Origin of the sequence: Qipengyuania sp. ABI-127-1, from assembly GCA_022953095.1 — a bacterium.
Classification (GTDB): domain Bacteria; phylum Pseudomonadota; class Alphaproteobacteria; order Sphingomonadales; family Sphingomonadaceae; genus Qipengyuania.
In genome coordinates, this window is record JALJCR010000001.1 from 1,910,494 (window position 1) to 1,937,448 (window position 26,955).

Below are 26,955 nucleotides of genomic sequence, written 5' to 3' on the forward strand. Positions count from 1 at the left end.
TTACTCAACGGGCGGCAGGGCAAAACTTTCCTGCGTCTCCGCAAACGCGCCCTTGTAGGCAGCGAGGCGCGCGGGCGGCAAGGCGAAGAGCTGCGGCGTCTGGGTATAGAGAACCGCGGCCTCGACCATGCGCCCCGGATAGATGATCTCCAGCGCGGCGACATAGGCCGCCATCTGCTTCATCGTGCTGGCAGGGATGGCATCGAGCGATTGCGGCGGACGGCGTGCGGTCTTGAAATCGAGCACGATGACTTTCTCGGGCATGACGAGCAGCCGGTCGGCGGTACCCATGACCACCTGCCTCTCGACCGTCGCGGCAAGCGGGACCTCGGCCAGTGCCTGCGGCCCGAAAACCTCGGCAAATTGCGGATCGTCGAGTACGGCCAGCGCGCTGCCGAGCATTTCCTCACGCTCGCCTTCGTCCAGATCGGCGGCCTGCCGCGCCAGCCATGGGCGCGCTTTCTCTGCCCGCGCACCGGGCGAAACCTGCGGCATACGTTCGAGCAAAGCGTGGATCAGCGTGCCGCGCCGCGCAGCCTCGCTCGCCTGACCGGGCGGGAGCGGCGGGTCACTGCCCTCGATTTCACCCAAACCAGAGGGAGCCAGCGGACGCGGCGGGCGTGGCTCGGGACCGATTGGCGTGGTGGCCCAGGCCGGAAGATCGGCTTCGGAGCTTGCGGTCACGTCCATCGGGGCTGACATGGACGGCACTCGCTCGCCGATCTCCCAGCGCGCGCCCCAGATATCGTCGGCCAGCCCCTCATCCTCGCCGAACAACGGCTTAAGTCGGCCGTACCAGCTATCTTCGTGAGGCCCGTTCTTGGCATCACGCGGGCCGAGCGAGCCGGTGACGAACAGCGCTTCCTGCGCGCGGGTCAGGGCGACATAGAGCAGCCGCCAGTGCTCCTGCATTGCCTTGGCCGCCTCGGCCTCGTCGGCCAGCGCGACGGGGCCGACCTTCTCGTCCTTCCCTAGCCCCGGCAGCGGCACCTCCCGAGGGCTATCGTTCCCCGGCAGCTCCTCGCGCAACACGAGATCGCCCGCGCCATCGGGACGGATCGCGGCATCGGCGAGGATGACGATGGGCGCCTCCAGCCCCTTCGAGCCGTGGACGGTCATCACGCGAACCTGGTCGCCGCCCTCGCCCGCCTCACGCTTCAATTCGCCATCACCCGCATCGAACCAGCGGATGAAGCCCTGCAGGCTCGCCACATGCGCGCTGGCATAGGCATGGGCAGCGTTGAGCAGTTCGTCGATCGGATCGTTCGCCTCGCGCCCCAGTCGCGCGACCAGCGCGCGCCTGCCGTCCATCGGCCCAATCAGCATCCAGTGAAGCAATTGCTGCGGGCTGTCGTAGTCGGCGCGACGCAGGATTTCGCGCAGGGTCGCGACCGTTTCGGCAACAAACGGCGTATCACTTTCGCGCAAATGCTCCCACAGGCGCTTGCCCCTTGGCCGATGACCATGGGCAAGCAAGTCTTCCTGGCTCCAGCCGAGGAGTGGTGAGACCAGCAGGCTCGCAAGCGTGAGATCGTTGAGCGGCTGCGCTGCAAAGCGCAGTGCGGCCATCAGGTCCTTCACCGCCAGCGGATTGCCCAGTCGCAGGCGGTCGACGCCCGCCACCGGCACGCCGTAACGATAAAGCCGCGCCACGATCAGCGAGGCGAGTTCGCGGCGCTTCTGGACGAGGATCATGACATCGCCTGCGGTGGCGCGCCGCTTCCTTCCCTTGGATAACGTGAAGCCCTCGCCTTCCGGGTCTAGCCATGCGGCCACCTGCTTCGCGATATTGTCCGCTAGCTTCCGGTCGTGGCGGGCGAGCCAGCCCTCGCGTTCGCCCTCCTCGTCCTCTTCCTCGGCGACGCGCACCACCTGCCACAGGCCGACGAGACCCGGCTCACCGCTGCCGCTGTGCGGGTCGGAGGGCGTATCGAGACCGAAAGCATCGTAGCCGATCGCATCGATCGCGCGGTCCACAAAGCCGAGCACCTGCTGGTTCGTGCGATAGCTTTTTCCGAGGCCGTATTTCTCCAGCGGACGAATCCGCGGGCCGCCGCGGATCGAGCCGGCCGCTTCCGCCGCACCGCTGATCTTCGCGTCGAAATAGTCGCGCGCGTCGCGAAAGTTTTCCGGGCTGGTGCCCTGGAAGCCGAAGATCGCCTGCTTGTAATCGCCGACCGCGAAGATGGTGCGAACCGCATCGCCCTGCGCGCCCTCGCCGTCGAAATAATCGTCTGTCAGCGCCTTCACGATCGCCCATTGCGCGGCATTGGTGTCCTGCGCCTCGTCGACGAGGATATGGTCGAAGCTGCGGTCGAGCTTGTAACGGATCCAGTCCGCCATTGCCGTGTCGGACAGCAGGGTCGCGGCGCGGGCGATGAGGTCGTCGAAATCAACCAGCCCCTCGCGCTCCTTGGCCTTGTGCCATGCCAGCGCAAAGGCACGTCCTGACTCGAGCTGCGGAGCGAGGAAAGCGGCGAGGTCGAGCAGAGCAGCGCGAGTACGCACTGCAGCGACCGCCTCGGCAATGGCCTGCTGGTTGTCGGGGAAGGATGGGTCGGCCTTCTCTGCCCCGCCCATCTTGCGCGGTGTGCCGTCCTTCTTGAGCAGCGTGTCGAGGAAGCCGTCGAGCGTCGCCAGACGTGCTTCCGCATCGCCTCGAAGCCAGCCGTCTATGAAGTCTGCCGCCGCCTGGCCGGTCTTTGCCGACCACGCGCGCGTAGCCGCCTCGCAGGCTCGCAGCGTAGAGATGGGGAAAGCCTCGTCCGAGCACGCTTCCGCCACCCAAGCCTCGTCCGCATCGGCGGGAATGCCGAGCAGGCGATGCACCCGCGGCGCCATCGGCGGCTGCCATGCGCCGGAGCCTTCCCACATTTCCATGTGCCGCGCGCAACGCATCAGCCAGCCGCGCACAGCGTCGGGGCCTTTGCGCTTGCTCATCTCGGCAATCGCTCCGGCCACGCGCGGATCGCCCTCGGCGAGGAGATCGGCAAGGACATCGCGGCTCAACAAGTCGCGCTCGCGGTCCTCGATCGGGCGCGAACCAGGCATAATCCCGGCTTCCCCCGGAAAGGCTGCGAGGAGGTATTGCGCAAAGGCATGGATCGTATCGATCCTGAGGCCCCCGCCCGGGCAATCGAGCACACGGGCGAAGAGGGAACGCGCACGAGCCTGTGTTTCGGGATCGATAGGCGCACCGAGATAGCCAAGCTCTCGCGCAAGATCGGTGCTCTTCAGCCGCACCCAGCGCGCGAGCACTGCGTTGACGCGGACCGCCATTTCCGCAGCGCCTGCCTTGGTGAAGGTCAGGCAAAGCACCTGCGAGGGATCGACGCCCGGCTCCAGCAGCAGGCGCAGCACGCGGGCCGACAGCACCTGTGTCTTGCCCGTCCCCGCACTCGCCGAAAGCCAGACGCTGCCCAGCGGATCGACCGCAAGGCGCTGCTTGTCCTGTAGCTCGTAGACAGTCCCGCTCATGCCTCGTCCCCACCATCCTGATGGGCGATCCATTCGTCGAGACGCATGAGCTGGTCGAAGGTGTCATAGGCAGGATAATCCGGATTCTCGCGCGCGGTGAAGGGATCGCGCCCCTTGATGAAGCGGTTGATCGCGAGCGCAAGCTTGGCGGCGGCGAGCGGCAGGAAATCCTCGGGCAGCACGCCCGAGGTCTTGCGCCCGACCTTCAGCGGAACCTCGACATAGCCGAAGCCGTGCGGGTTATCGTCCTTCGCCTTGCCCATAGACCAGTATTCGTAGCCCGTCGGATCGCCCGCCAGCCCTTCGAACCCGCTCTTTTGGGCAATCAGGCCAAGAATACCGAGTTGCAGCGCAAAACCCTGCTCGACCATCGCCGCGCTGGGCGGTTTACCGGTCTTGTAGTCGATAATCGCGAGGCTGCCGTCTTCCAGTCGGTCGATCCGGTCGGCGCGCCCGTGGACCTGTACGCCTTCGAAGGTCATCCGGCCTTCCTTTTCGACTGCAAGCACGCGGCGCCCCTCGTAGCTCTCGACCTCGTGCTCGATCCAGCGCAGCGCCGCTTCGAGCCGCGGTTGCCACAGCCCGCGCATCAGCGGGTCGGCATTCTCCTCCTCGAGCACGGCCTCCATGATCGGCCCAAGCGGCGCGCTATCATCCTTCTCGCGCGCCCGATGCCAACGCTCGAGGATGGTATGCGCGACATTGCCCTGCCACAGCGCCGAAGGCTCGGCATCGAGCGTGTCGAGATCGGACAGGCCCATAATCTTGCCCGCGTAGAACTGGTACGGATCGCCCAGCAGCCGGTCGAGCGCGGTGGCGGAAATGTCGACGTCGCGCTGCTCGGGCGACGGATCGGGCGCAGGACGCGGATAGCGCCCCGCCGCCGGTGCTCGGGTCATGGCGCGGGCCAGATCGACCGCGTCCCTTTCCTCGTAGCGCTCGAGCATGTCGCCAAGCAGCGCCTGAACGCGCAGCAGGAAACGCGACGGGATGGCAGGCCCGGCCTCGTCGCGCTCGGAACGGGAAAGCACGACCTGGGGCGCCCCCATGGCTCCGGCGAGATCGTGCGCGGACAGGCCGATGCGGAAATCGGAACCGGGCACGCCCAGCGCGCGCAGGACCGGCGGTGCGAGCAGCGCATCGACCCCGCCGCGCGCGGGCCAGACGCCCTCGTTCAGTCCGGCGCAGATCACCAGCTCGGCCCGATTCATCCGGCTTTCGAGGAGGCCGAGGATCTGCACGCGCGCATGGCCGCCATAGGGTGGCCGCACCGCGACCTGTTCCATCGCGTCGCGCAAGGCAATGGCGGCATCTCCGGGTGCGAGGGTAAAATCCGCCTCGCGCGCATGAAGGCGAAAATCCTCTACGAATGCGGCGACCGCGCGGCCATCTTCCTTGGCCCACAGCTTCTCGCCGCATAGCGCCTCGCCGGTCGCGGCCAGCATGTCGAGCAGTTCGGCGAGGGAAACGTGCGGCTGATCGCTCAGCGCCAGCAGCGGATCGAGCGCCCTTTCGACGAGGGCAAACCACTCCCCGGATCGCGCGTGCCGTTCGGCCAGTCTGCCAGCAATCTCGCCGATCGGTTTGAGGCCGCCCGCCCTGCGCGGTCCGCGCAGTTTGCGTTCGACGCGGCGCAGCTGGCGCAACCACACGCCGCGTTCCATTCCGCCATCGACGAGCGGGTGCGCCAGAAGTGCCATCAGTGGCACGGGAGGAGCCTTGTCGGCCATTACCTCGGCGAGCAGCAGCAGCAGGCGACCGGCGGGTGTCTGCGACAGTGGCCGCCCCGCGGAATCATCGGCTGCGATATTCCAGCGGTCGAGGTGATGGACCACGCGCCGCGCCAGAGCGCGGTCGGGCGTGACGACGGCCACACGCTTTTCCGGTTCCTCCAGCGCCTCGCGCACCAGCAAGGCAATGGCCTGCGCCTCCTCCTCGGGATTGGCGCAGGTCATTATCCTGACGCCCGACAGGCGACGCTTCTCGGCGGGCAGATCGACCCAGCTCTTGCTCGATTCGGGCGGGAGGAACAGCGACCCGATCGCGTGACTACGCTCGGGCGGCGCGGCGGCCAGGCCCTTGCGGTGCCAAGGCTGCACTTCCTCCCGCCCGATGCCCATGCGATTGAGCAGCAGCTTGAGATGGTATTGCGGGTGAGTCACAGCATCGTCGCGTGCGAAAGGCGTATCGCGAGGCTCCGGTGCTGCACCCGCCCGGCCCAGTTCGTCCCACACCGGCTGGGATATGGTGAGATCGAAATCGGGCAGGATGACAGCGCCGTTTTCCAGATTGGCGATGACCCGCAGCAACTTCGCCAGCGAAGGCGCCGCGCTGGTCACACCGGCAGCGACGATGGGTGTTTCCGGAGGATTGTCTTTCCACCGCCGTCCGACCCATTCGAACAGGCGGTTGCGGCGCGCGGCGGCATCAAGCAGCCCCTTGCGCGCAAGCTCCTGCTTCCACAAGATCTGGACTGCCGAGAAATCCCGCAGGCTGTTCTGCCAGTGGGCGGATAGATCGGGATAAATGCCCGTCACCGCATCATCCAGCAGGTCTGCGGGATCGATATCTTCCACCAGGAGCCGATCCATCGTCGCCCCCGCCTCCCGCGCGAGGCGCAGCAAGGTTGCCCCCTTGGGTGCGCGTTCGCCCATCACGCCGGTCAAGAGCTTCGCCAGTTCGAACAGGCGCCGCTGAGGATCAATGGTCGGCGGTATGTCCGCCGCGCCCAATGGATCGAGCAACGGCCCGAGCGTTTCATCGAGGTCGAGATCGCCAACCACCGCCATGCGCGGCATCAGCAGCCCCGGTCGGCCCATTTCGCCCGCGTGACGGATGAAGGCTTCGGAAATCGTCCGGCGCGCACGGCTGCTAGGCACCAGCATCGTCAGCCTCGCCAGCCCGAATTCGGCATCGGCATAGCGCGGGACGAGCCCCGCAACCAGCGCATCGGCGAAACCGCGATGCGCGGCGATCGAATAGACCTTCGGCTGGGCGCGCTCAGCCACCCGTGAGCGCCTCCTCGGTCGGGCGGATATGGGCGGGCGTGCCGACTTCGTACCACTGGCCGGTAAAGGCCAAACCATAGAGCCGACCTTCCTCGATGGCGCGATCCCACAGCACGTTGGTGGAGAACTTGCCATCGGGCGCATCGCGCAACAGGCGGTGCGAAACGATCTGGATGCCGGTATAAATGAACGGCGCGATCCGGCCCGGCAGCTTACGCTTCAATTGCCCCGAACCATCCATATAGAAATCGCCCGTGCCGTCGAAATTGAAGGCGCGCGAATGCGTTACGACGAGCAGCAGCGCATCCATCTTTTCCGGGTCCCAGCGCGCCGACAGATCGGCAAGCGCGTTGCACGGGCCATCAAGCCAGATGCTGTCCGCATTGCAGGCGAAGAACGGGTCGGGAAGCAGACCGTCCGCGCAGGCTTTCACCATGCCGCCGCCGGTTTCGAGCAGAAGATCGCGCTCGTCGGAGAAGGTAATCGCGGGAGCCTTGCGCTGCCCGACATGCGCCTCGATCGCATCGGCAAGATAGTGGACGTTGACGACCGCCCGGCCCACGCCCGCTTCCTCCAGCCGGTCCAGCGCGCGGTCGATCAGGGGCCTTCCCGCAACCCGTACCAGTGGCTTGGGCGTGGCGGCAGTCAGCGGGCGCATACGCTTGCCCAGTCCGGCGGCCATCAGCATGGCGGTATCGGAAGCGAGTGTCGTCACTGGATTCCCCCCCCGAAAGTCTCGCGAATTTCCTGCGGGATGTTGGCCGCGAACCACTCGGCCACGGGTGCCATGCCCTCATGTGCAAGATCGCGTTCCATCGCCTTCCAGACCCGCGGGATCATCGCGAGATAGCGAGCCTTGCCATCACGCTTCCACAGACGGGTGAAAATGCCGACGATCTTGGCATTGCGCTGCGCGCCCAGCCGCGCATAATCCGCGTCGAAACTCTCGTCCGGTTCCGCCGCGGCCCGGTACCGTTCGAGCATTGCGGTTTCGAGGTCCTGCGAAACGTCGCGTCGCGCATCCTGGAGCAGGCTGACCAGATCGTAGGCCGGATGGCCGACCAGAGCGTCCTGGAAATCGATAAGTCCCTGTTCTCCGCCCGCTTCACCGGGTTCGAGCAGCATGATGTTTTCCGCGTGGTAATCGCGGAGCACGGTGACGCCGGGCGTCTGGCGTTCGAGCAGCGGGGTGAGCGCACTTTGCCACGCCGCGCTCCACCCTTCGCGGTCCACTTCGAGCCCCATGGCCGGGCAGTACCATTCGACGAACAAGTCCACCTCGCGCAGATAGACGGATAGATGATAAGCTTCGAACGGCCCCGGCGGGAGCTTGTGCAAGGCTACGAGTGTATCGATCGCCCTGGCGTAGACAGGACGTTCGCCGTCCGTGTGGTCGTCGATCCATTCGCGCATACGCTGATCGCCGAAATCCTCGATCAGAACCCAGCCTTCCCCTGCGTTTTCTGCGAAGATATGCGGAGCGCGCATCCCGTTGTTCTCGAGCCAGTGCGCGACATGGAGGAATGGCTTCGGGTCCTCGTGCGGCGGCGGCGCATGCATCAGCATTGCGCTCCGTCCGGCCATACGCAGGCGGAAATAGCGGCGAAAACTGGCATCGCCGACAAGCGGGGCGATTTCCGCCCCTTCCCATTCGGTATCGCCAAGAAAGCTATGTAGCCCGTCGGGCAGCGCGTCACTCATGGCCAACGGCTTTGCCAAGATGTACCGGGCGTTACAACGGCTTCGCGCCCGTCTCCCACTTTTTCGAGCGCTATCGAAAGGCAGCCCGCCTCGTGCGCGAAACCACCTGCGTGATCGGGCCATTCGGCAAGCAGCACGGCCCCTTCGCGATAGTCATCGAGGCCGAGTTCCTCGACTTCGGACGGATCTTCCAGCCGGTAGAAATCGGCGTGAACGAGCGGCAGCCGCGTGTCGTCATAGGTCTCGATAATCGTATAGGTGGGCGACGGCACTTCGCCGACATGGCCGAGCGCCGCGACGATCGCTCGCGCCAAGGTCGTCTTGCCGGTCCCCAAAGTCCCCGAAAGCGCGATCACATCTCCCGGAGCCAGTTTTCCGGCGATCCGGCGGCCGAAAGCGTCCATGGCCACAAGGTCGGGAAGTGCGATCCTCATGGCAGGGTGATGGTGGCGGTGGTTCCGCCATTCTTGCGGCTTTGAATGTCGAGCGTTCCATCATGTGCCTCGATCAGCTGCCGTGCGAGCGGGATGCCCAGGCCTTGCCGACGTTCGATACCCTTGCCGCCCGGCGCCATCCGAATCCCTTCGAGTGCGCGCGCCAGTTCATGCTGGCTCATCCCACGCCCATTGTCGGATATAATGATTTTCGTTTCGCCGCGCTTGCGCCCGATATCGACAACGATCCGGCCACCCCGCGGAGTTCCTTTGATGGCATTGTCCAGCAATTGGGAAATCGCGCGGCGCAGTTGTTGTGGATCGGCCGTCACCGACTTGTCGGGGTTGCCTTTCAAATCCAGCGTCAGTTCGCCATCGAGAATGCGGCTTTCCTGCTTGCGAACGATCTGGGTGATGAAGGGCAGCAGCTCGAGCTCGATCTTGCGCAGCGGCATGAGGCCCGCTTCGGACTGCGACAGGTCGAGCACGTTCTCGACCTGCTCGGTAAGTTTGCCGACCGACAGTGAGATCGCCTGGGCATACTCCTTGGCCTGCGGGGTCAGCTCACCGGCAATTCCACTTGTAAGCAGCTCGGCGAACCCGCCGATCGAAGTCAATGGCGTCCGGAATTCGTAGCTCATATTGGCAAGAAAGCGCGTCATCACCGCATCGGCTTCTTCCAAAGCGCGATTGCGTTCGCGCAGCGCCTCTTCCGCCTGACGCGAGGCGGTAACGTCGAGCACTGTCAACAACCCATTGCCGTCGGGCAGCGGTACGCCCGCGAAATCGAGCGTGCGTCCATCGAAGAGCTCGATGCGATCATCGCTTTTCTTGCGATCCAGCGTCGCCGCGCGGATGACCTGATTGATGCGCGACACCGCCGCCGGTTCGGCGAGGTTCCTGGCGATCGCTTCGAGCAGGTCCTCGGCCTGCGGGTGCCCGTCCAGAACCTCGGGATCGATCCCCCAAGCGCCCGGGAAACCACGGTTCCACAATTCCAGATGTCCGTCGGGCGCGAAAACCGCCAGAGCTTCGAAGAGGTTGTCGAATGTCGCTGTGCGAGTGCGGAGCAAAGTGTCGCGCGTGGCGGACAGCGCGAGTTGTTCCGTGCGGTCTTCCGCGATCATTACCAGGCCGCCATCGGGCAGCGGCTGCGCGATAATCCGCAAATGGGTGCTATCGGGCAGCGGCCATGCTTCCTCATGCGGTTCGTCGCGCAGGAACCATTCGGCGAGCTCGTTGCGCCAGGCGGGGAAATCGCGCACTTCGGGAATGCGACCGTTTTCGCGGGCGATCAGCAGCATCTGCTGGAACGTCGTCCGCTCGTTCACCACACCCGGAGGCAGGGCGAACACGCGGTGGAACGGCTGGTTTGCAAATGTCATGCGGTGCGCGGCATCGAACTGAGCAACCCCGATCGACAACTGATCCAGCATCGAACGCTGCGCTTCGCGGAAGGCTCGGAATTCGCGCGCCTGCTCCTCCATCTCCTCGATATCGACCGCGTATCCGGCGATCCCCTCGCCCATCAAAGGCAGGTCGGTAACGCGAATGGTGCGACGCGCATTATCGATCGTGGCACTCAGGATACGCTCGATCGGCTGACGCCGATCGGCAGCCTGCTGCGCGACCTGAGCTGCGGTCCTGCCATTGACGGTTTCGACGAGTTCGATCTGGTCGGCAACGACCTGATCGGCGCTTTCGGCGCCGACTGCGGAAACATAAGCCTTGTTGACCAGCCGCAAGAGCATGTCCGAACCGCGGAACCACATCGGCATGGGGGCAGCTTCGATCAGACCGACCAGGGCGCCGAAATCTTCGCGGGCGCGCGCTGCCTCTTCCCGCAATTGCGCAAGCTCCGCCTCGCTGTCGCTGAAATCGAAGACCCAGACCAGCGCCGCTCCACCGGGCGAAACTGCGGGATCCGCCAGCGATCCATGCATAGCCAGCGACTTGCCCGATCCGGGCACGACGGCAACCTCCATGCGAAACGGGCGTGCCGTCCTCTGGGTACGGCGGACATTGCGTGTGAGATCGTCGATCTGCTGCTCGGTCAGCCCGCGCCCGTCGGGACCGGACAATTCGCTGAGATAATCCGGGACCTTGTCAAGCCCGATCCACCGCGCGAGGCGATCTGGAGCCTCAATACGGCCATCCGCCCGGACCAGCAACGGTATGGCCGGCCCTTCCTCGATCAGGCGCGAAAGCCGAAGGGCGAGCTTGCGGCTGGCGAGCGATTTCTGCTCGCGACCGCTGGCACGCAACATCACCCACACCGCACCGGCGGTCCACAGCGCTAGCAGGAGGCCAATCAAGGCCAACAATGCGGGAGAACTTTCCATTACCCGCCAGCTATGCCGACCCGCGCGGGAGTGCAATGCCCCCGCGCGAGTTCATGCGATGCAATTTCCGTCGCTTGCGACGATCAGTAGCGGTAATGTTCGGGCTTGAACGGCCCCTCTACCGGCACGCCGATGTAGTCGGCCTGTTTCTGGCTGAGCTGAGTCAGCTTGACGCCAAGCTTGTCGAGATGCAGCGCAGCGACCTTTTCGTCGAGGTGCTTGGGCAGGACATACACGTCGTTCTGATATTCGTCGCCCTTGGTCCACAGTTCGATCTGCGCCAGCGTCTGGTTGGTGAAGCTGAAGCTCATCACGAAGCTGGGATGGCCAGTCGCGCAGGAGAGGTTCACCAGACGCCCCTTGCCAAGGACGATGATTTCCTTCCCGTCGGGGAACTTGACCAGGTCGGTGCCCGGCTTCAATTCGTTCCACTCGTAATTGTCGAGCGCCGAGATCTGGATCTCGCTGTCGAAGTGGCCGATATTGCAGACGATGGCCTTGTCCTTCATCGCCTTCATGTGCTCGGCGGTGATGACGTGTTCGTTGCCCGTGGCAGTGCAGAAGATGTCGGCGACCTTGACTGCTTCTTCCATGGTCACCACTTCGAAACCGTCCATCGCCGCCTGCAGTGCGCAGATCGGATCGATTTCGGTCACCAACACGCGCGCGCCGCCATTGCGGAGCGACTGGGCGCTGCCCTTCCCGACATCGCCGAAACCGGCGACGCAGGCGACCTTGCCCGACAGCATGACGTCGGTCGCGCGGCGGATCGCATCGACCAGCGATTCACGGCAACCGTAGAGGTTGTCGAACTTCGATTTGGTCACGCTGTCGTTCACGTTGATGGCGGGGAACGGCAGCTTGCCCTGCCTGGCGAGATGATAAAGGCGGTGAACGCCGGTCGTGGTTTCCTCCGACACACCGACAATGTTCTTGACCGATTTGGTCAGATAGCCCGGCTTGGCCTTGATGAAGGCCCTGAGCGCGCGCTGAAATTCGATTTCCTCGGCATTCTGCGGCTCGGGCAGTTCTTCGCCCGCCTCAACCCGCGCGCCCCACAGGGCGAACATGGTCGCATCACCGCCATCATCAAGGATGATGTTCGCGGTCTTATCGGGATCTTCATCCGTCGACCAGTCGAAGATCTTACCGACATAATCCCAATAGTCGGCGAGGCTCTCCCCCTTGATCGCGAAGACGGGAATATCCTGCGCGGCGATGGCCGCAGCAGCGTGGTCCTGCGTCGAGAAGATATTGCAAGTTGCCCAGCGCACGTCAGCGCCCAGCGCAACGAGCGTTTCGATCAGAACCGCAGTCTGAATAGTCATGTGGAGCGACCCGGTAATCCGCGCGCCCTTGAGCGGCTTCTCCGCATATTCCTCGCGCAGGGCCATCAGCCCCGGCATTTCGGTTTCGGCAATGGCGATTTCGGCACGGCCATAATCGGCGAGCGCGATGTCCTTGATCACGTAATCGGCAAATTCGGTCACGAAGTAGTCCTCGGCTTTCGGAGTGGCGGCCACACTAATGACAGGGCGGCCGCGCTATTGACGCCGCCCCTAGGCTCTCAGTGAACGGAGGGCAACAGCCGCTATCGCTCGCCTCATGGCGCGTGCCCGCCGCCTCCTTTCGCCAAGCGCTTCCTGCCCCGATGCAGAGCTTGCGTAGGATGGCCTGCCACCCTACCTCACTCGGCGGACGGGATAGACGGAGTTTCCAACATGACGATTTCGGTAGGCGAAAAACTGCCCGACGTAACGCTGGTCAAGGCAACCGATGCCGGACCGGAACAGGTGAGTTCGAGCGAATATTTCAAAGGGAAAACGGTTGCGCTTTTTTCCGTGCCCGGGGCCTTTACGCCGACATGTTCGGCTCGCCATTTGCCCGGATATGTCGAAAAGGCAGAAGACCTGAAGGCCAAGGGTGTGGACGAAATCGTCGCCACTGCGGTCAATGACGCATTCGTCATGGGCGCATGGAACAGCGCGGCAGGTAGCGACGACATTACCATGCTGGCGGATGGCAATGGCGAATTCGCGGAAGCGGTGGGCCTGACCATGGATGGTTCGGGATTCGGCATGGGCAAACGTGGGCAGCGCTATTCGATGGTGGTCGAAGATGGCGTGGTGAAGCAGCTCAATGTCGAGGCACCGGGCGATTTCTCGGTCTCTTCGGCAGAACACATGCTGGGCCAGCTATAACGTCCGGGCAGGTCGAACCTGTGTATTGTATTGCCCCGCCCGGCTCCGGCCTGGCGGGGCAATTGTCATGCGGAGGTGACGAGATGGGATGATGTCGACCGGATAGCCGGGCGACGAGGGACAGGTCAGTGGTCCGCAGCTCCATTTTCAACGGTTCTTACTGGCGGGCGCATGCAGCCCCTCGCCCATCGGGGCGAACACAAGTCATTCTTCCGACATGGATTGCAGTATCAAGTGAAAGTATCGGAATTCGGCGGAAATTTACAATACCGAATCATTTTGTTCTGAAAGCGTCCACCGTGACGGGTGGGCCATGGCGGTCGAGTGACGATCTCGACTTCCGGTTAAGGACACGACGTCGAAAAGGCTGGTCATGAATGTACCACTGCCGATCCCGAAACAGACGCGGCACCACGCCGAAACGCTTTACTCGTCTTGGCCCATCGCCGACGAACGACCCAATTTCCATGTCGGCCCATATCGCTCGCCGCGGGCTGCCACGGCCGCAGCCTCGCACGCAAGCGGCGAAATGGAAAACCAGCGCGATTTGTCTCGTGCGATGAGGAGCACGAAAGCGCTTCACAGGCCTATGAGGCCGAGCGGCAGGGTCATCGAGAGGGTGCGAAACGACCTGCGGCCACCACGACGCAAGCCGCTACGTAGGAAGGCGATACCGAAGCCGTCTTTCGCGTGCGGATGCCGCTGTTGCGAAAACCATCCGTTCCGATCGAACCCGATCCGATTGGCGAGCCGCGACGATGTACCATGGCAGGATCGCGCCCGTCTGCCCTGGCCCGGCGACGAAGGTATCGCGCGCCTGAAAGCTGAAAGGACCTGCGCATGAATGGCGAATTCTTTGCAGATGGTCTGAAAAAGGCCCGGCCCCGGTATGAACGGACCACCGCCGATCTTCGCGATCAGCGCCTGAAGGAACGCTTGTCGGAGCGGGAAAATCAGGTTCTTCAACTTCTTATCGGAGGCTTCACCGGACGCGAGATCGCTTCCAGGCTGAATATCAGCGTACGCACTGTGGACGTCTACCGCGTCCTCATCAATCAGAAGCTGGACGAGAGCGAATCCACCTTCGCCTTTACCCGCTCATACCCGCCAAGCTAATCGGGCGGGAAAGCCACGGGCAACGGGCATCGCGGTGTCCCTGCTCTACAGGGAGACGGGACTTCGCGAATGCGTCAGCCGTAACCCATCAGGCCCATAACTTCCTCGCGGCTGCGCTGGTCTTCGAGAAACGTGCCCATCATCCGGCTGGTTATCATGCTGACCCCAGGGGTCCGCACTCCGCGCGCGGTCATGCAGCTATGGGCCGCTTCGATCACCACGGCCACGCCCTGCGGCTGGAGGTTGTCCCAGATACAATCGGCGACTTCGGCAGTCAGGCGTTCCTGGACCTGCAAACGGCGCGCATACCCATGCAGAACACGGGCCAGCTTCGAAATCCCCACCACGCGGTCACTAGGCAGATAGGCGATTGCGGCCTTGCCGATGATCGGCGCCATATGATGTTCGCAATGCGATTGAAACGGAATGTCCTTGAGCAGAACGATCTCGTTATACCCGCCGACTTCTTCGAAGACGCGGCTGAGATGATAAGCGGGGTCCTCGTCATAACCGAGGCAGTATTCCTTCCATGCGCGGGCGACGCGAGCCGGCGTGTCGAGCAAACCCTCGCGCGATGGATCGTCGCCCGCCCATTCGATAAGGGTCCGAATGGCATCCTGGACGTTTTCAGGCACCGGAGGCTTGCCACGGGGGTCATCCTCGTCGGGTCCAACTAGGCTGCTCACGATTCTTCAATCCTCCTGAACCTGTCACGAAAGCGTGCGAGCCTGCTCCCTTTGCGGAAAAGGCCGCCCTTTGCAAACGGCTCGAACATGTCTTCCGGCCCTTCCGGGTCCAGTATGGCGCTTTGTGCCAGGGTCTGTTTCACACCATTGAGTTCGGGAGGATGGTAGCGCCGCAAAAATCGCTTTCGGTCCCCTTGCGCATGATCGATCAGCCCCGCCATCGAACCATGGCGCGCCAGAAGCTGGCCGACCTCCTTCTCCTCCAGATCGCAGTGCTCGCCCAATAGCGAGCGCCGGAGCGCGGCAATGGCGTCGCGCGCATGGGCGTTACCGTCTCGGGTCGAATCGATGAAAACATCGCATTCGCTGTCCAGCCCCATCGAGCGATTGTTCAGATTGGCCGAACCGATGCGCAAAATCTCGTCGTCGACGATCATGATCTTGGCGTGGACGTAGATCGGGGTTTCCCCCGTAAAGGGCGACCAGATGGAGAACCGCCGCTTTTCATCGGCCTTTTCGATGGCCCGCACCAGTTCGGCGCGAGCATGGTCCATCGCCTGTTGTTCCAGCCAGCCATCAGCGTTGCACGGATGCACGATCACGATCTCAGGCGGATCGGGTTCGCGCAGCCGTCCGATCATGGCTTCGGCAATGGCGCGTGACGCGAAATACTGGCTTTCGGCATAGATGAAGCGCTTCGCTCGCGCGATCTGGTCGATATAGAGTTGCTGGATTTCGTCGACCTGATCCCAATCGCGATAGGCCGCCCGGGTTCGGGCGATGCCGATTTCGACATTCTCGAACTGCACCGCGAGCGCATCGGGCCAAGGCGTTCCCGGCCTTTCTTCGATGTCGGGAAGCGAACCGCCCCCCGCGCAGGTCCAACGGTCCTCGCCGAGTTCCGCCAGCGCATGGGCGACGTCGCCCTCCATCATCATCGCGGCGTCGTGCCACGGCGCGTAAGGCCTCCCCCAGGGCGTCTTACGTCGTGGATCGTCTTCCTTATGTTCGCGCGTATCCCAGCGCCTGTCGGTGATGTCGATCCCGCCGCACACGGCAACCCGATTGTCGAGCACCGCAATTTTCTGATGGTGGGTGCAGCCCACCGGATGAGCCGTGTCGAACTTGAAGGTAATCCGCCGGTGCCACACCCATCGGGCCAAATCCCACCACATCGAGGCGCGCCCGACGGTCGAAAGCGCGCCTACGCTCCATTTGAGAATGCGGATATCGAGCTGTTTACGGTGGCGGGCGAGCCAGGCGAAGAAGCTGCCCAGCCGCGATGGGAAGCCCCGTTTCCATGGCCGCTGCCACCATCGGCGCCCTCTTTGGAGATGGATGCGGGTATCGAAATCCCACCCGATCAGCAGGATGCGTCGCCGCGAGTTGAGCATCGCCTCATGCATGAAGGCGAAATAATCCGCCGCATCCACGATGACGCTGGCCCGCGATGCCGATGCGTAGCGCCACACGCCAGGCTCCACCGACGGCGCCAGGCGGGAGACCCGGCTGGCATCGGCGCTCTCAACCTGTGTCACGGCCCTCCCCATGCCGGGATCATTCCTTGGCATCTTCCTTCTTTTCAGGCGTCACCTCAGCATCGGCTTTCTCTTCCCGCTTGCGACGATCAAAGACCGATTTCATGTGCTGCATGTCTTCCTCGTCGAGATGCTTCTCGAAGTCGGGAAAATGGTCGTCCTCTTCCTCGTCGATATGATGGCGATAGCGATGATCGAAGCTCTTGAACTTGGTAAGCCAGCCGCCTTCCGACATGTCCGTGGCGGCGAGATCGTTCAGCGCCTCCTCGATTTCGTGATGTTCCGCGACCGAATGGCGCGTCTCTCCGGTTGTCGGAGGTTTCCGCAGCATGGTTGAATAAAGCGCCTGCTCTTCGGCGGCAGCGTGCGACTTCAGTTCCTTGGTAAGTTCCGCGAACAAAGTCTTGCGCTGTTCGCTGTCACCCGATGTCTCGAGCAGCTTGTCGAGCAATTCGCGATGCTTGTCGTGGTCCTTCTTGAGGCGCGCGAAAATTTCGGTGGCGTCGGTCATGCTACTTTTTCTCCTTCGAGACATGAACAGGACAGCGGCGGTGCGGTTCCAATCTTGTGTCGCTGGCCCGGCGATACCATGTCGGCCAGGAGATGCACGAACGACAGGCCCCCACCAGATCGCAAATGCAGATGATGGCGGAAGCCGCATTTGCGGCGCTGCCCGCGAAATTCCGCGAGCAGATGGGCGATGTCGTTCTGCGGGTCGAGGATTTCGCCACGCAGGAGCAGCTTGCCTCGGTCGATATCGAGGATCGCTGGCATCTGTCCGGCCTGTATGAGGGCGAGCCGCTGCCCGACCGATCGATATGGGAAAGCGGGCGCCTGCCACCGCGCATCTGGTTGTTTCGCCAGCCCCTGATTGCCGAATGGCGTGAGACGGGCGTGCGCATGGACGATCTCGTCCGCCACGTGGTCGTGCACGAAGCCGGCCACCATTTCGGCTTCAGCGACGAGGACATGCACTGGCTGGAGGACAAGGCCGACTGACCGGACACCCCTGCTCGCTCGCGCCTGCGTTCATCGCTCGAGAATCTGGAAGCGCTCTTCCTTGACCCTGAAGAGATGCGCCGCAACGGATGGCGCCATGCCCTAGAACCATAAAAGGCCATCCTTCCGGAAGAAGGATGGCCTTTTATGGCGCGCCCAGGATAGCAGAGATGGGCACTCAAATTACTGGGTGATTTCCCTGCCGCTAACTTAATGAAATGCGATTTACCGCCGCTGCGTACGCTATGCTCGACAGATTCTAACATGCGCCCGCGTGATCCGGTTACTTGGCCGGGCCGTTCAACGAGGGATGTTTGCCCTCCCTTACTAGCCAAGAGCTGTCAGCAGGGAGGAATCAAACCAGACATCTTCGTGGTCAGGGGCGATAAGAAACCGCCAACCTGGAGCTAAACCAAGATACTTTTCGACGGTCGGGAAATAATCTGTGATGTGGCACACGTGGAGAGGTGAGAAGAAGTCTTCACTGTCGTCGGGTTCGCCGCCTGCCCAAATATACCAACCCGACGTATCGTCGGAGGGTGGATGTCGGAGCCCATTGATTGGTAGCATGCCACTTTCGACATTCTGGGCTATGCCGAGTTTCTGCGTTGGTTCAGCGAGCAAGAAATCGGCTCCCCACTTCTCACAGATGCGCTTCTGTTTGACTAGATTACTCATTTTCTTTTCTCAATCGCTCACGCATCGCCCGCGAATATCTGCTCATTTCGGCACCCTCTCGATTCGAGCAAGTCGGGCATTCCGGTTGAACTGCATCCACACTTCGCATCCTGTCTCTATTAATCGTCCCCGTCTCGTACTGCTCTTCGACTAGAGCTTTTTTGTGTCCGGCGCGCTGCGTTGGGGTCGTGTCTCCGCATTTCACACAGGGTCTACCTTGAACCGAAGCTCTTTGCGCAGGAGTGGTTGCATTCGATGGCCGCTTATAGGGTGTTGTAGCTTTGACGGTCTTTGTCTTGGAGTTGTTAAATTCAGTCCCAATAATGAGATCAGCTGCTGCAGCTGCCGCATCCAAGCTAATTGGATTGCTCGCGATCGTGCTAATATCGTCTGCTGCGCCAACGATTTCATCGAGCCCCACCTTGTCTAGTCGCTTCCGTTTGACGATCGACTTAATGAGTATCTTGCCGCCTGAGATCATGCATCGAGGGCAAGCACCGCTAAAGTCCACCCCATTCACCGGATCATTTGCGACATAGGCATAGAGGTTGAACTGGTCCTCATACCCAATCGGATCGGTCTGGAGGAACCGGCCCAGCGTCGGCGAGTAGATGCGGGCTTTGTAGTAATACATGCCCAGCTCGGGGATCCACACCTGGCCGGTATAGCGAAACCGCCCCTTGGTGGCGATGTCGTCGCCCGTGGCGGTATCGGGGATGCCGTATTCATCATAGCTGTTGGTATGAAGCGGCACGCCCTGGTAGTTCGTCACCATCACGATCGAGCCGCGCGGATCGGCGTGGAGATAGCGGCGCGAGGCAGCGCTCACCCCCGCGCCCTCATAGACGATCAGCGGATCGTCGGCCTCGGCGTTCGAGCCATGGACATAGCGCCGCAGCAAGGTGCCGGGATAGCTGTATTCGCCGATCAGAGCATTGCCGTCATAGACGAAGCGCTGCGTGCCCAGGCTCCCCCCGCTGACTTGATAGAGCCGCCCGAGCGGATCGTAATGCAGCCGAACCTCGAGCGCGCCGGTATAGGATAGCGCGGCGCAATTGGTGTTGGCGCTGCCCTGCACGCGCCGCTCGACCAGGCGGTTCTCGACATCGTAGAGATAGACGCTGGCCCCGTCGGCGGTGAGATTGCCATTGGCATCGTAGCAGAAGCGCGCGCTCCCGGCGCCAGTATACTGGTTGAGCCCGTTGGTGGTGTAGGCGCGGGCCGTATCGACATGGCCATCCCAGCTATAGGCATCGTTCGACTGCATCTCGCTGATGATCTGCGAGGCCGGGTTGCGCGTGTAACTCCAACTGACATCGCGCGTGGAGCCGTGCAGATCGAGCGCGAGGATGGCAAGTAGGAGGCCCTCGACCTCTCCCGCCTCGCCGATCGGCATATCCGGCCAGGATGGGTGCGCACCATCCACTCCGCGCAAGGAGCCACCGCCGACAGGGTGATGGCCCACCTGGAGAGCTTCCGCGCCGACACCGTCGATGCTCCGGCGGTCTATGTCGCGATCAGCCGTGCCAGGGATGCGGTCGCGCTCTACACCGATAGCCGCGCCAGGCTCACTGAAGCGCTGGGTCTACGCGACGGCGCGCAGATAGGCGCAGTCGATGAGGTGGTGCGAGACGTGGAGGTGGCGGTGGGGTAGCAGAACTACATTGCGCCCTCTGCGTCCGTCACCGACCCAACAGGTAGGCTACCAATATTCTCCCCCTGAGCCTTGGTGCAGAAGTAGCCACCATAATAATCATTCCGCTCGGATGATCTAAAAACGGAGAGTTTATATTCCGCGTCAACCGACCCAATGCTGCACCTAGCAACGCCTGTAGCACGCTCCTCATCAGAGGAAATTTCTATAATAGACAGGCTCTTTTTACATTCATCAGAGTCGCTAAAATACGGATAATTTCGTTCCTTGTTTGCCTTCATCCACGCTGAGTCCCAGCACTGAAGACCTTGGGGACCTCGGGCAAGCAGCTCTTGAACCTGCTCCTCACCGCCAGTCGGCCAAGGTTGTGAACACGCTCCCAAACTTAGAAGCGAAAACACAATAATTCGTGATCGGAAAGGTGTCATCGACGATACCGCCCCGTGGCCGTAAAAGTATAGGTTCTGGTTGGGACGGGAACGAAGGTCTTGCCATCACCTGCGACTTTGCCCCCAATCCAGATGGCAGCGTTATGGGCTGCATTTCGCCCGTCTAGGTTGAAGTTATACTCTCCCAAACTCAATGTCATTTCCCCCCGAACAACATATGATCCGTCCGTTGAGACTTGCATTGTGCCTTCCGTAATCGTCCCTGTGAAACGCCCCACCGTAAGGCCAGCTTCCGATGCTATGGTGGGGGTAAAACTCCAAGCCTTGTCTGGTAGCGCGAAGCTTTGAGGGCCATCAGCCATGTTCGAGTATGCTTGATCGGCAATGCCAGACATCACGCCCCCGTCATTAATGCTCTGCTGAATTTGGCTGCCGATATCGATGGCTTGCTCCAAACCGCCCGACTCCGATGGATCAACGGCGTAGTCAGAACCATTGCCGTTCCGAAAATGGTCATTGTAGGAACCTAGATCAGATGGGGAGGATGTCTGCGTTTCCGAACTCCATTCGCCATCGCACTGCCAATCCGCTTTGCACATCCCTGTCGGATCGACGCCATTGATCGGATCGTTCCCGACATAGGCATAGAGGTTGAACTGGTCCTCATACCCAATCGGATCGGTCTGGAGGAACCGCCCCAGCGTGGGGGAGTAGATGCGGGCTTTGTAGTAATACATGCCCAGCTCGGGGATCCACACCTGGCCGGTATAGCGGAACCGGCCCTTGGTGGCGATGTCGTCGCCCGAGGCAGTGTCGGGGATGCCGTATTCATCATAGCTGTTGGTATGAAGCGGCACGCCCTGGTAGTTCGTCACCATCACGATCGAGCCGCGCGGATCGGCGTGGAGATAGCGCCGCGAGGCAGCGCTCACCCCCGCGCCCTCATAGACGATCAGCGGATCGTCGGCCTCGGCGTTCGAGCCATGGACATAGCGCCGCAGCAAGGTGCCGGGATAGCTGTATTCGCCGATCAGCGCATTGCCATCATAGACGAAGCGCTGCGTGCCCAGGCTGCCCCCGCTGACTTGATGGAGCCGCCCGAGCGGATCGTAATGCAGCCGAACCTCGAGCGCGCCGGTATAGGATAGCGCGGCGCAATTGGTGTTGGCGCTGCCCTGAACGCGCCGCTCGACCAGGCGGTTCTCGACATCGTAGAGATAGACGCTGGCCCCGTCGGCGGTGAGATTGCCATTGGCATCGTAGCAGAAGCGCGCGCTCCCGGCGCCAGTATACTGGTTGAGCCCGTTGGTGGTGTAGGCGCGGGCCGTATCGACATGGCCATCCCAGCTATAGGCGTCGTTCGACTGCGTCTCGCTGATGATCTGCGAGGCCGGATTGCGCGTGTAACTCCAACTGACATCGCGCGTGGAGCCGTGCAGATCGAGCGCGATCGAGCCGAGCCGACCGGCGCTGTCATAGGCCAGCGTCTTCGCATGGCTGCTGGCCTTCTGATAGGTCCAGGCCATTTGCGACGGAAGACCGCGCGCATTGTAGCTCGCCACGCCCAGCACGGTTCCCTGCTGGCGCACATTGGTGACGCGGTCGAGGCCGTCATAGTCGAACGTCCAATATTGCCCGTCCGGATGCGTCACGCGCGTGCGGTTGCCGTTTGCATCATATTGCGAGGACACGGTACGCGCCGTGCCATCGGTGTTCTGCGTCTCGGCAGTCAGCCGACCGAACCCGTCATAGCTATAGCTGACGCCGAGACCGCTCGCGCTGTCGAACCGGGCACTGGTCTGCAGCCCGCGCAGATCGTAGGTGTAATACACATTGCGCGTGTTCGCCGGTGCCAGGCGCGCGCGCGAGGGCACGACCTTGAGCGTCATCCGGTTGAGCGCGTCATACTGGTAGGTCAGCGTCGCCCCGTCGCGCTTTCTCAGCGAGGTGCGGTTGCCGTTGGCATCGTAGCCATATTGCTCGTAATCGCCGGTGTTGAGACTGCCCGCTGTGGCCAGCGCAGTGGCCGGTGTCGAGGGGTTGAAGGCGGAAGGGCGGGTCTTGGAAGGGAAGATCCACTTGGTCTGGCGGTCGTGCCCGTCATATTCGAGCTTGGCCCGGTTGCCATTGGCATCGACGACATATTCGATCTTGCCATTGCGCGTGTAGCTATAGGTGACATCGGCGATCTCGATCGAAGTGCCCACCGCCTTGCGGACCTGTAGAACCTGTCCGGCGGCGTCGTAGATGTTTTTGGTGATCCGATCGCGGCCGTGCGCACCCTCCACTCCCAGCGTGCAGGCGCTGGCGGGGAGCGATCCATAAACCGCAGGGTTCATCCGCACCGCCGTGCATTCGAGCCGACCGACGGCATCGTAACTGTATTGCGTCAGGCCGACGACCGTTACGGTGGAGCCGTCCTTGCCGCTAACCTTCTCGGTGAGCTTGCGGCTCAGCGCATCATAGCTCGTCTCGGTGATGGTATAGACAATGAATGCACTGCCCCAGGAAGCAGGCGCAATCGCCTCGCTCCTCCAGCTCGAAAGCTCGCCGCTCTCGACCTTGATCGGCCGCCCTGCCTGATCGTAAGTCGTGCGGGTGGCAAGATACTTGAGCGCCCCCGAACCATCCGGGTCAGGAGCAATCGTACCCGTCACCCGGCCCATAGCATCGTAACGCGTCGCCGAGGTGTAATCGGACGGCACGGCCTGGGCGGCCACTTGCTGCGACATCGAAACCGCAGCCAAAGCCCCGAGCGCAAGCACGGAAAAGCGCCTCATCATCACACCCTCCCTCACTGACAGCTAGCCAGACCAGCCCTCGGCCCAGTCTCACTGATCTTGCGGCCCATCGCGTCGTATCCGTAGCATGTGCGAAGCGTCTCACCTGCCGCAGTGATGGTAATTCCCTTCACGAGAAGAGATTCTCCCGTACCAGCAGCGCCGTACTCGTAAGTCGTGGTCCGTACCGGGGCGCCCCCGTCGCAGCTCGCCGCAGGGCTCACACCTGGAAGAGTCTGGCATTGTGTTTCGGAGACCTTTGTCCAGATAGGATTCTCCGACCGTACGAGCGAACCAGATGTGTTTCTTGTCCAGACATAGCGCTGAGTCCAACTGATGAGCTTTAGCGGACGCGCACCCCCTGCAGACGGAGCAGGCAACATCTCAGACACCATCCCCCCATGCCCCGATGCATAAGTGCGTTCGGTAAGGTTGCCATTCGCATCGGTGCTGGTGAGCGGCTTCGTGCAACTTGCCGGGTTGGAACAATCATACGTCGCCGACCGGACGATATCGGCAAGCGCCGAACCCACCTTTCCTACTTGGCGCGCCTCCGTCACGTTTTGTGAACCGTCATATTTGAAAAATGTCTGAATACCCTTGGGATCGGTGACATCTACTGTCGGCACTACGGCACATCTGTCCTGATACTGCGGCGGAAGCCCGGTCTCGACTACTGGATCGCAATAATTAAAAGTCGTTTTGCGACCGAGCGGATCGATAATCTCGACGGGACCTGGCGTGGTTTGCCAAACCCAGTATTCCCACGGATCAGGCAAGGGATTGGTGCATGGAAACTCGTGCGGGGCACACGTTTCACCTTGTCTGCTTCCCGGAAGAACTGGATGATCGTAATTGATTATCGTCTTTGCCCCCGAATTATTAGTATAACTACCGCCAATTATAGTTGCTATAGGGCGAGAATTCGTCGTGGGCGTCAAATTATACGAATATGTATAAGCACTCCCGTCAGAAAAATTTTGCCGGGTTATAATTTCTTGCGGTGAGCCCTCTTCGTCATCGCGCCAACTTATCGTATTGGTGAGCCAAGCGCTGTCATCGCCTGGATTGACATATCCCATCTGAGAACCGGAGTATGTGAAACTCCATTGGCCGCCGGCGGCGTCAGTCATCGTTGCGAGACGCGACCGGGTGGTGGAAGCGTAAGAATAGGTCGAGGTTGGAACGCCCGCAGGGCAGATATTTGCAACCGGCGGCGTATTTGTGCGTGTATTAACAAGGCAGGCTTTCGTGACCCGGTTACCCGTACCTTCGAGTATCAGGGTGAATCCCCGTGAAGATACGACGCGTGTCAAGCGCGCACCATTATGACTGCCCCCTCCGCTCGCGACATAGCTAAAGTCAAGGTGTGTACCATCCGGTCTGACCAGCGATGAAACGAATGCACAGCGCCGGTATCCGAAGCTGGAGCAGTCACCTGATCCGATCGGGCGAAAGTTGATGATCGTGCCATCTGCATCTCGCAATGTGTATAGTGCGGAAGCCGACGCGCGGTCGCCTGTAAGATTTAGCTTCGCGTCCGGCCCTGATCCAGCATATCTATATCCGACGCTCTGCGCCTTACTGTCGAATGTCACCGAGCGCCCGCCGATGTGGATATTGATGCGATAATCCACTCCAGACGTTGTTCCACCGGCATCTAGATTCACACGAGACTCTACCATCCAGATGTCGAAATTGTGAGAAAAGTTGCCAAATGGATTAGCATGCCCAGCTGCGTAGTCCGGCATAATTCGCTCTAGGCTAAAGGCGTTGCCTCCTTCACCCGCGCTGAGATCGACGTGCCGGTAAATATACCGACCCGTTCGCATATCCACCCCGCCCGGTGAGCTGATAAATTCTTCCGCCGGTATTATCTGAAGTTCTTGTGCAAAGAGGTGTTCACCTGGAACTATGCTGAAAGCAACGACTATCGCTACTAGTGCGTTGCAAACACGCGCCTCCACAGAGCCAATGAGCCCGTCAATTTTGGCTGTAACATTTCTCATTTCACGGCCTTTGGTAACTTTGAGGAGCCCAACCATCATGTGATTTAAATCGGCGCAGGTATGCTTGTGGGCTCGAAGGTCTTCTTGTGGAGCAGAGGCCAGACAGGCTGACCCGAAACACAACGTTCGCCGGTGTAAAGCGATTGTCGGCGATCAAAAGAATGGCCCCCCACCGCAAGAACCTGTCAACACGCTCAACTGGCCACTGTCGGTCCCTCCTTTTCCGTCACTTACGACATAAGTGAAGGTGGTACTGCCAAACTGGCTGTCGCCGACCACGCTTACTGAACTCGCGTTGGCGATAGATGCATCGGCATTGCCACCCGAGGTGCGAGTTATCGACAATAGACTCAGTGAATCCCCATCGGGATCGCTGTCGTTTACGGTGAGATTGGCTATCCCAGTGCCGGTACATGTAACGCTCGCAAAATCATCAGCAGCGACGGGCGGATTGTTCGCAGGAGGAGGAGGAGGAGGTGGTGGTGATGGTGGTGGTGGTGGTGGGGATGTTGAGCCCCCTGCACAGGCCGGAATCGCCCGGTTACTCCGGGCGTCGTAACTCGTTCTGTTCCCCGCAGCATCATAGCAGATTGCATGCGCATCGCCATCATTCGCGCCACCAGTGGTTACAACCGAAATCAGCCGACCTAGTGCGTCGTAGTCGTAAACCTCAGTGCTCGATTGCGCTGAGGCAACATCTGCGCAGGCGATGGCAGCGAGAGACACACTCAGATATAGTTGCTTCACGATGCCGCGCCCCTGTCCGATACTTCTAAACGGGGAGTATTTCATCACTTATAGGGCGTGTCCAGTCACTTATAACAATATTGCGGTCAATATTTTGACTGAGACAGGCAAATTAGCCACCTGGAAACTTCGGCTCGCCCCCCCCCCCCCTTTGAAGTGATGAGCTGAGCCAATGAGCATTGCTTAAGAGAAGTTAACCGGACTCCACGCTGCGTCCGGTGTGCTCGAAGATTCCCAATCGCGCGGGCGTGATCCGGTTGCTGGGCCGGGCCGTTCAATGAGGGACAGACCGACTACACAAGTTCTAGCGGAGGCGAAAATAGAGTGACACGACCCCTATAATCACGATCTGTATCCAGAAATTCACGTCCAGAGGAGACAGAAATATCGCAATTGGAGCTAAGGCTGACAAAGCATAAAAAGCAGTTAGCGCTCTTGCGGTGTTTTCATTCTTCCGAACATTCGGGAATACCCAAACCACGACGACCGAGAACAGGCAGAAATACAGTGGGAGGACTAGATTTCTAGTTTTGCTCGCGTCGATGTAGTCGGCGAGCCACAGGAAAGAAAATGCGAAGGCACCAATAAGGGCAAAACGGAAAAAGTTCATACGACCCTCTAATAAAACCTAATTGAGTCCGCAGCTTTCTTCCGTAACCAAGCCATAAAGGCCTCCGCCGATTCCCCCGGCCGCAGCTACCCACGGATTCCTTCTAGCTAGGCTAAGCCCCCTCTTCAGGCCAATTCTGCCAGCGGACCGCCAGTCTCGCTTCACACTCGGCCCCCTCTTCGCAGCCTCGTCTGGGGTTTCGAATAGACGATCAAGCGGGTCAGTGCGCGCTTGTGCGTCCGCAATAGAAGACGGCAACAAGGATGTCAGTCCGGTGCCGCTCAATGCTCCCCAGCCCACCGAACCAGCACATTCCCAGAAGTCGAACTCTGAATCCTCATCGCTCTCATCATTTTCCGGCGATGAACTTACTCCTTCGTTTCCTTCGCCTCCAATATATTGAGGCTTGGGGTGAAAGAGCATCACTATACAAAGACCGTCCGTTGGCTCACACCCGCTATGACCACGACGAAGCGACAAATTCACTCGCGGTCGATCTCCGCAAACTCTAATGGCGTCTTCCGGTAGAGGTTCACCCTCGATGATCTCTATAGGTGTGCAAGTTCTCAACCCACTGGGATCGATC

At 61.2% G+C, this 26,955-nt stretch carries 19 protein-coding genes; 4 read left to right on the plus strand and 15 right to left on the minus strand.

The window, feature by feature from the left end; all coding sequences use genetic code 11:
- The 7 genes from addA to ahcY all read right to left on the minus strand — a co-directional run bounded on the left by addA (position 1) and on the right by ahcY (position 12,452).
- Complete coding sequence (gene addA / locus MUY37_RS09395; protein ID WP_499195070.1) at positions 1-3,477, minus strand: double-strand break repair helicase AddA; 3,477 nt, start codon at positions 3,475-3,477, stop codon at positions 1-3.
- Positions 3,474-6,485, minus strand: a complete 3,012-nt coding sequence (gene addB, locus MUY37_RS09400; RefSeq protein WP_499195071.1) for a double-strand break repair protein AddB — start codon at positions 6,483-6,485, stop codon at positions 3,474-3,476. The genes addA and addB overlap by 4 nt, the downstream gene beginning before the upstream one ends.
- A complete protein-coding gene (locus MUY37_RS09405) occupies positions 6,478-7,200 on the minus strand; it encodes a nucleotidyltransferase family protein (protein WP_499195072.1) in 723 nt (240 codons plus the stop codon). Before MUY37_RS09405 ends, addB begins: the two co-directional genes overlap by 8 nt.
- The gene (locus MUY37_RS09410; protein WP_499195073.1) at positions 7,197-8,186 is read right to left on the minus strand and encodes an aminoglycoside phosphotransferase family protein; all 990 of its coding nucleotides are present in this window, start codon (positions 8,184-8,186) and stop codon (positions 7,197-7,199) included. Before MUY37_RS09410 ends, MUY37_RS09405 begins: the two co-directional genes overlap by 4 nt.
- Positions 8,183-8,620: a tRNA (adenosine(37)-N6)-threonylcarbamoyltransferase complex ATPase subunit type 1 TsaE gene (tsaE, locus tag MUY37_RS09415; RefSeq protein ID WP_499195074.1), complete on the minus strand. Its 438-nt coding sequence runs from the start codon at positions 8,618-8,620 to the stop codon at positions 8,183-8,185. The genes MUY37_RS09410 and tsaE overlap by 4 nt, the downstream gene beginning before the upstream one ends.
- Complete coding sequence (locus MUY37_RS09420; RefSeq protein ID WP_499195075.1) at positions 8,617-10,962, minus strand: sensor histidine kinase; 2,346 nt, start codon at positions 10,960-10,962, stop codon at positions 8,617-8,619. Before MUY37_RS09420 ends, tsaE begins: the two co-directional genes overlap by 4 nt.
- Positions 10,963-11,045: 83 nt before the next feature.
- Positions 11,046-12,452 (minus strand): adenosylhomocysteinase, encoded by a 1,407-nt coding sequence (gene ahcY, locus MUY37_RS09425; protein WP_499195076.1) that lies wholly within the window; start codon positions 12,450-12,452, stop codon positions 11,046-11,048.
- Between the two features lie 231 nt (positions 12,453-12,683).
- Between ahcY and MUY37_RS09430 the strand changes: the two genes are divergently transcribed.
- Both MUY37_RS09430 and MUY37_RS09435 read left to right on the plus strand, forming a co-directional pair.
- On the plus strand, positions 12,684-13,163 hold the full coding sequence (locus MUY37_RS09430) for a peroxiredoxin (protein ID WP_499195077.1): 480 nt from the start codon (positions 12,684-12,686) through the stop codon (positions 13,161-13,163).
- Between the two features lie 840 nt (positions 13,164-14,003).
- Positions 14,004-14,279 (plus strand): LuxR C-terminal-related transcriptional regulator, encoded by a 276-nt coding sequence (locus MUY37_RS09435; protein WP_499195078.1) that lies wholly within the window; start codon positions 14,004-14,006, stop codon positions 14,277-14,279.
- A gap of 74 nt (positions 14,280-14,353) precedes the next feature.
- On the opposite strand, the gene folE is transcribed toward MUY37_RS09435, so the two are convergent.
- From folE to MUY37_RS09450, 3 genes are read right to left on the minus strand one after another with little or no spacing between them, the layout of a single operon-like run.
- Positions 14,354-14,965 (minus strand): GTP cyclohydrolase I FolE, encoded by a 612-nt coding sequence (gene folE, locus MUY37_RS09440; protein WP_499195079.1) that lies wholly within the window; start codon positions 14,963-14,965, stop codon positions 14,354-14,356.
- Positions 14,962-16,503, minus strand: a complete 1,542-nt coding sequence (locus MUY37_RS09445) for a phospholipase D-like domain-containing protein (RefSeq protein WP_499195080.1) — start codon at positions 16,501-16,503, stop codon at positions 14,962-14,964. Before MUY37_RS09445 ends, folE begins: the two co-directional genes overlap by 4 nt.
- 19 nt (positions 16,504-16,522) lie before the next feature.
- On the minus strand, positions 16,523-17,014 hold the full coding sequence (locus tag MUY37_RS09450; RefSeq protein ID WP_499195081.1) for a hemerythrin domain-containing protein: 492 nt from the start codon (positions 17,012-17,014) through the stop codon (positions 16,523-16,525).
- A gap of 131 nt (positions 17,015-17,145) precedes the next feature.
- Between MUY37_RS09450 and MUY37_RS09455 the strand changes: the two genes are divergently transcribed.
- Positions 17,146-17,502: a metallopeptidase family protein gene (locus MUY37_RS09455; RefSeq protein WP_499195082.1), complete on the plus strand. Its 357-nt coding sequence runs from the start codon at positions 17,146-17,148 to the stop codon at positions 17,500-17,502.
- Between the two features lie 327 nt (positions 17,503-17,829).
- Here the strand turns inward: MUY37_RS09455 and MUY37_RS09460 are convergent, their stop codons facing one another.
- Both MUY37_RS09460 and MUY37_RS09465 read right to left on the minus strand, forming a co-directional pair.
- Positions 17,830-18,180: an immunity protein Imm33 domain-containing protein gene (locus tag MUY37_RS09460; RefSeq protein WP_499195083.1), complete on the minus strand. Its 351-nt coding sequence runs from the start codon at positions 18,178-18,180 to the stop codon at positions 17,830-17,832.
- Positions 18,173-19,576, minus strand: coding sequence for an RHS repeat-associated core domain-containing protein (locus MUY37_RS09465; protein ID WP_499195084.1), 1,404 nt, complete (start codon positions 19,574-19,576; stop codon positions 18,173-18,175). The genes MUY37_RS09460 and MUY37_RS09465 overlap by 8 nt, the downstream gene beginning before the upstream one ends.
- Before the next feature lie 15 nt (positions 19,577-19,591).
- Between MUY37_RS09465 and MUY37_RS09470 the strand changes: the two genes are divergently transcribed.
- Positions 19,592-19,834, plus strand: a complete 243-nt coding sequence (locus tag MUY37_RS09470; RefSeq protein ID WP_499195085.1) for a hypothetical protein — start codon at positions 19,592-19,594, stop codon at positions 19,832-19,834.
- 424 nt (positions 19,835-20,258) lie between these two features.
- On the opposite strand, the gene MUY37_RS09475 is transcribed toward MUY37_RS09470, so the two are convergent.
- From MUY37_RS09475 to MUY37_RS09485, 3 genes are all read right to left on the minus strand, one after another.
- Positions 20,259-23,006: an RHS repeat-associated core domain-containing protein gene (locus tag MUY37_RS09475; RefSeq protein WP_499195086.1), complete on the minus strand. Its 2,748-nt coding sequence runs from the start codon at positions 23,004-23,006 to the stop codon at positions 20,259-20,261.
- An 11-nt stretch (positions 23,007-23,017) separates the two neighbouring features.
- Positions 23,018-25,012, minus strand: a complete 1,995-nt coding sequence (locus tag MUY37_RS09480) for a hypothetical protein (protein WP_499195087.1) — start codon at positions 25,010-25,012, stop codon at positions 23,018-23,020.
- A 153-nt stretch (positions 25,013-25,165) separates the two neighbouring features.
- On the minus strand, positions 25,166-25,804 hold the full coding sequence (locus MUY37_RS09485; protein ID WP_499195144.1) for an Ig-like domain-containing protein: 639 nt from the start codon (positions 25,802-25,804) through the stop codon (positions 25,166-25,168).
- Between the last annotated feature and the right edge of the window lie 1,151 nt (positions 25,805-26,955).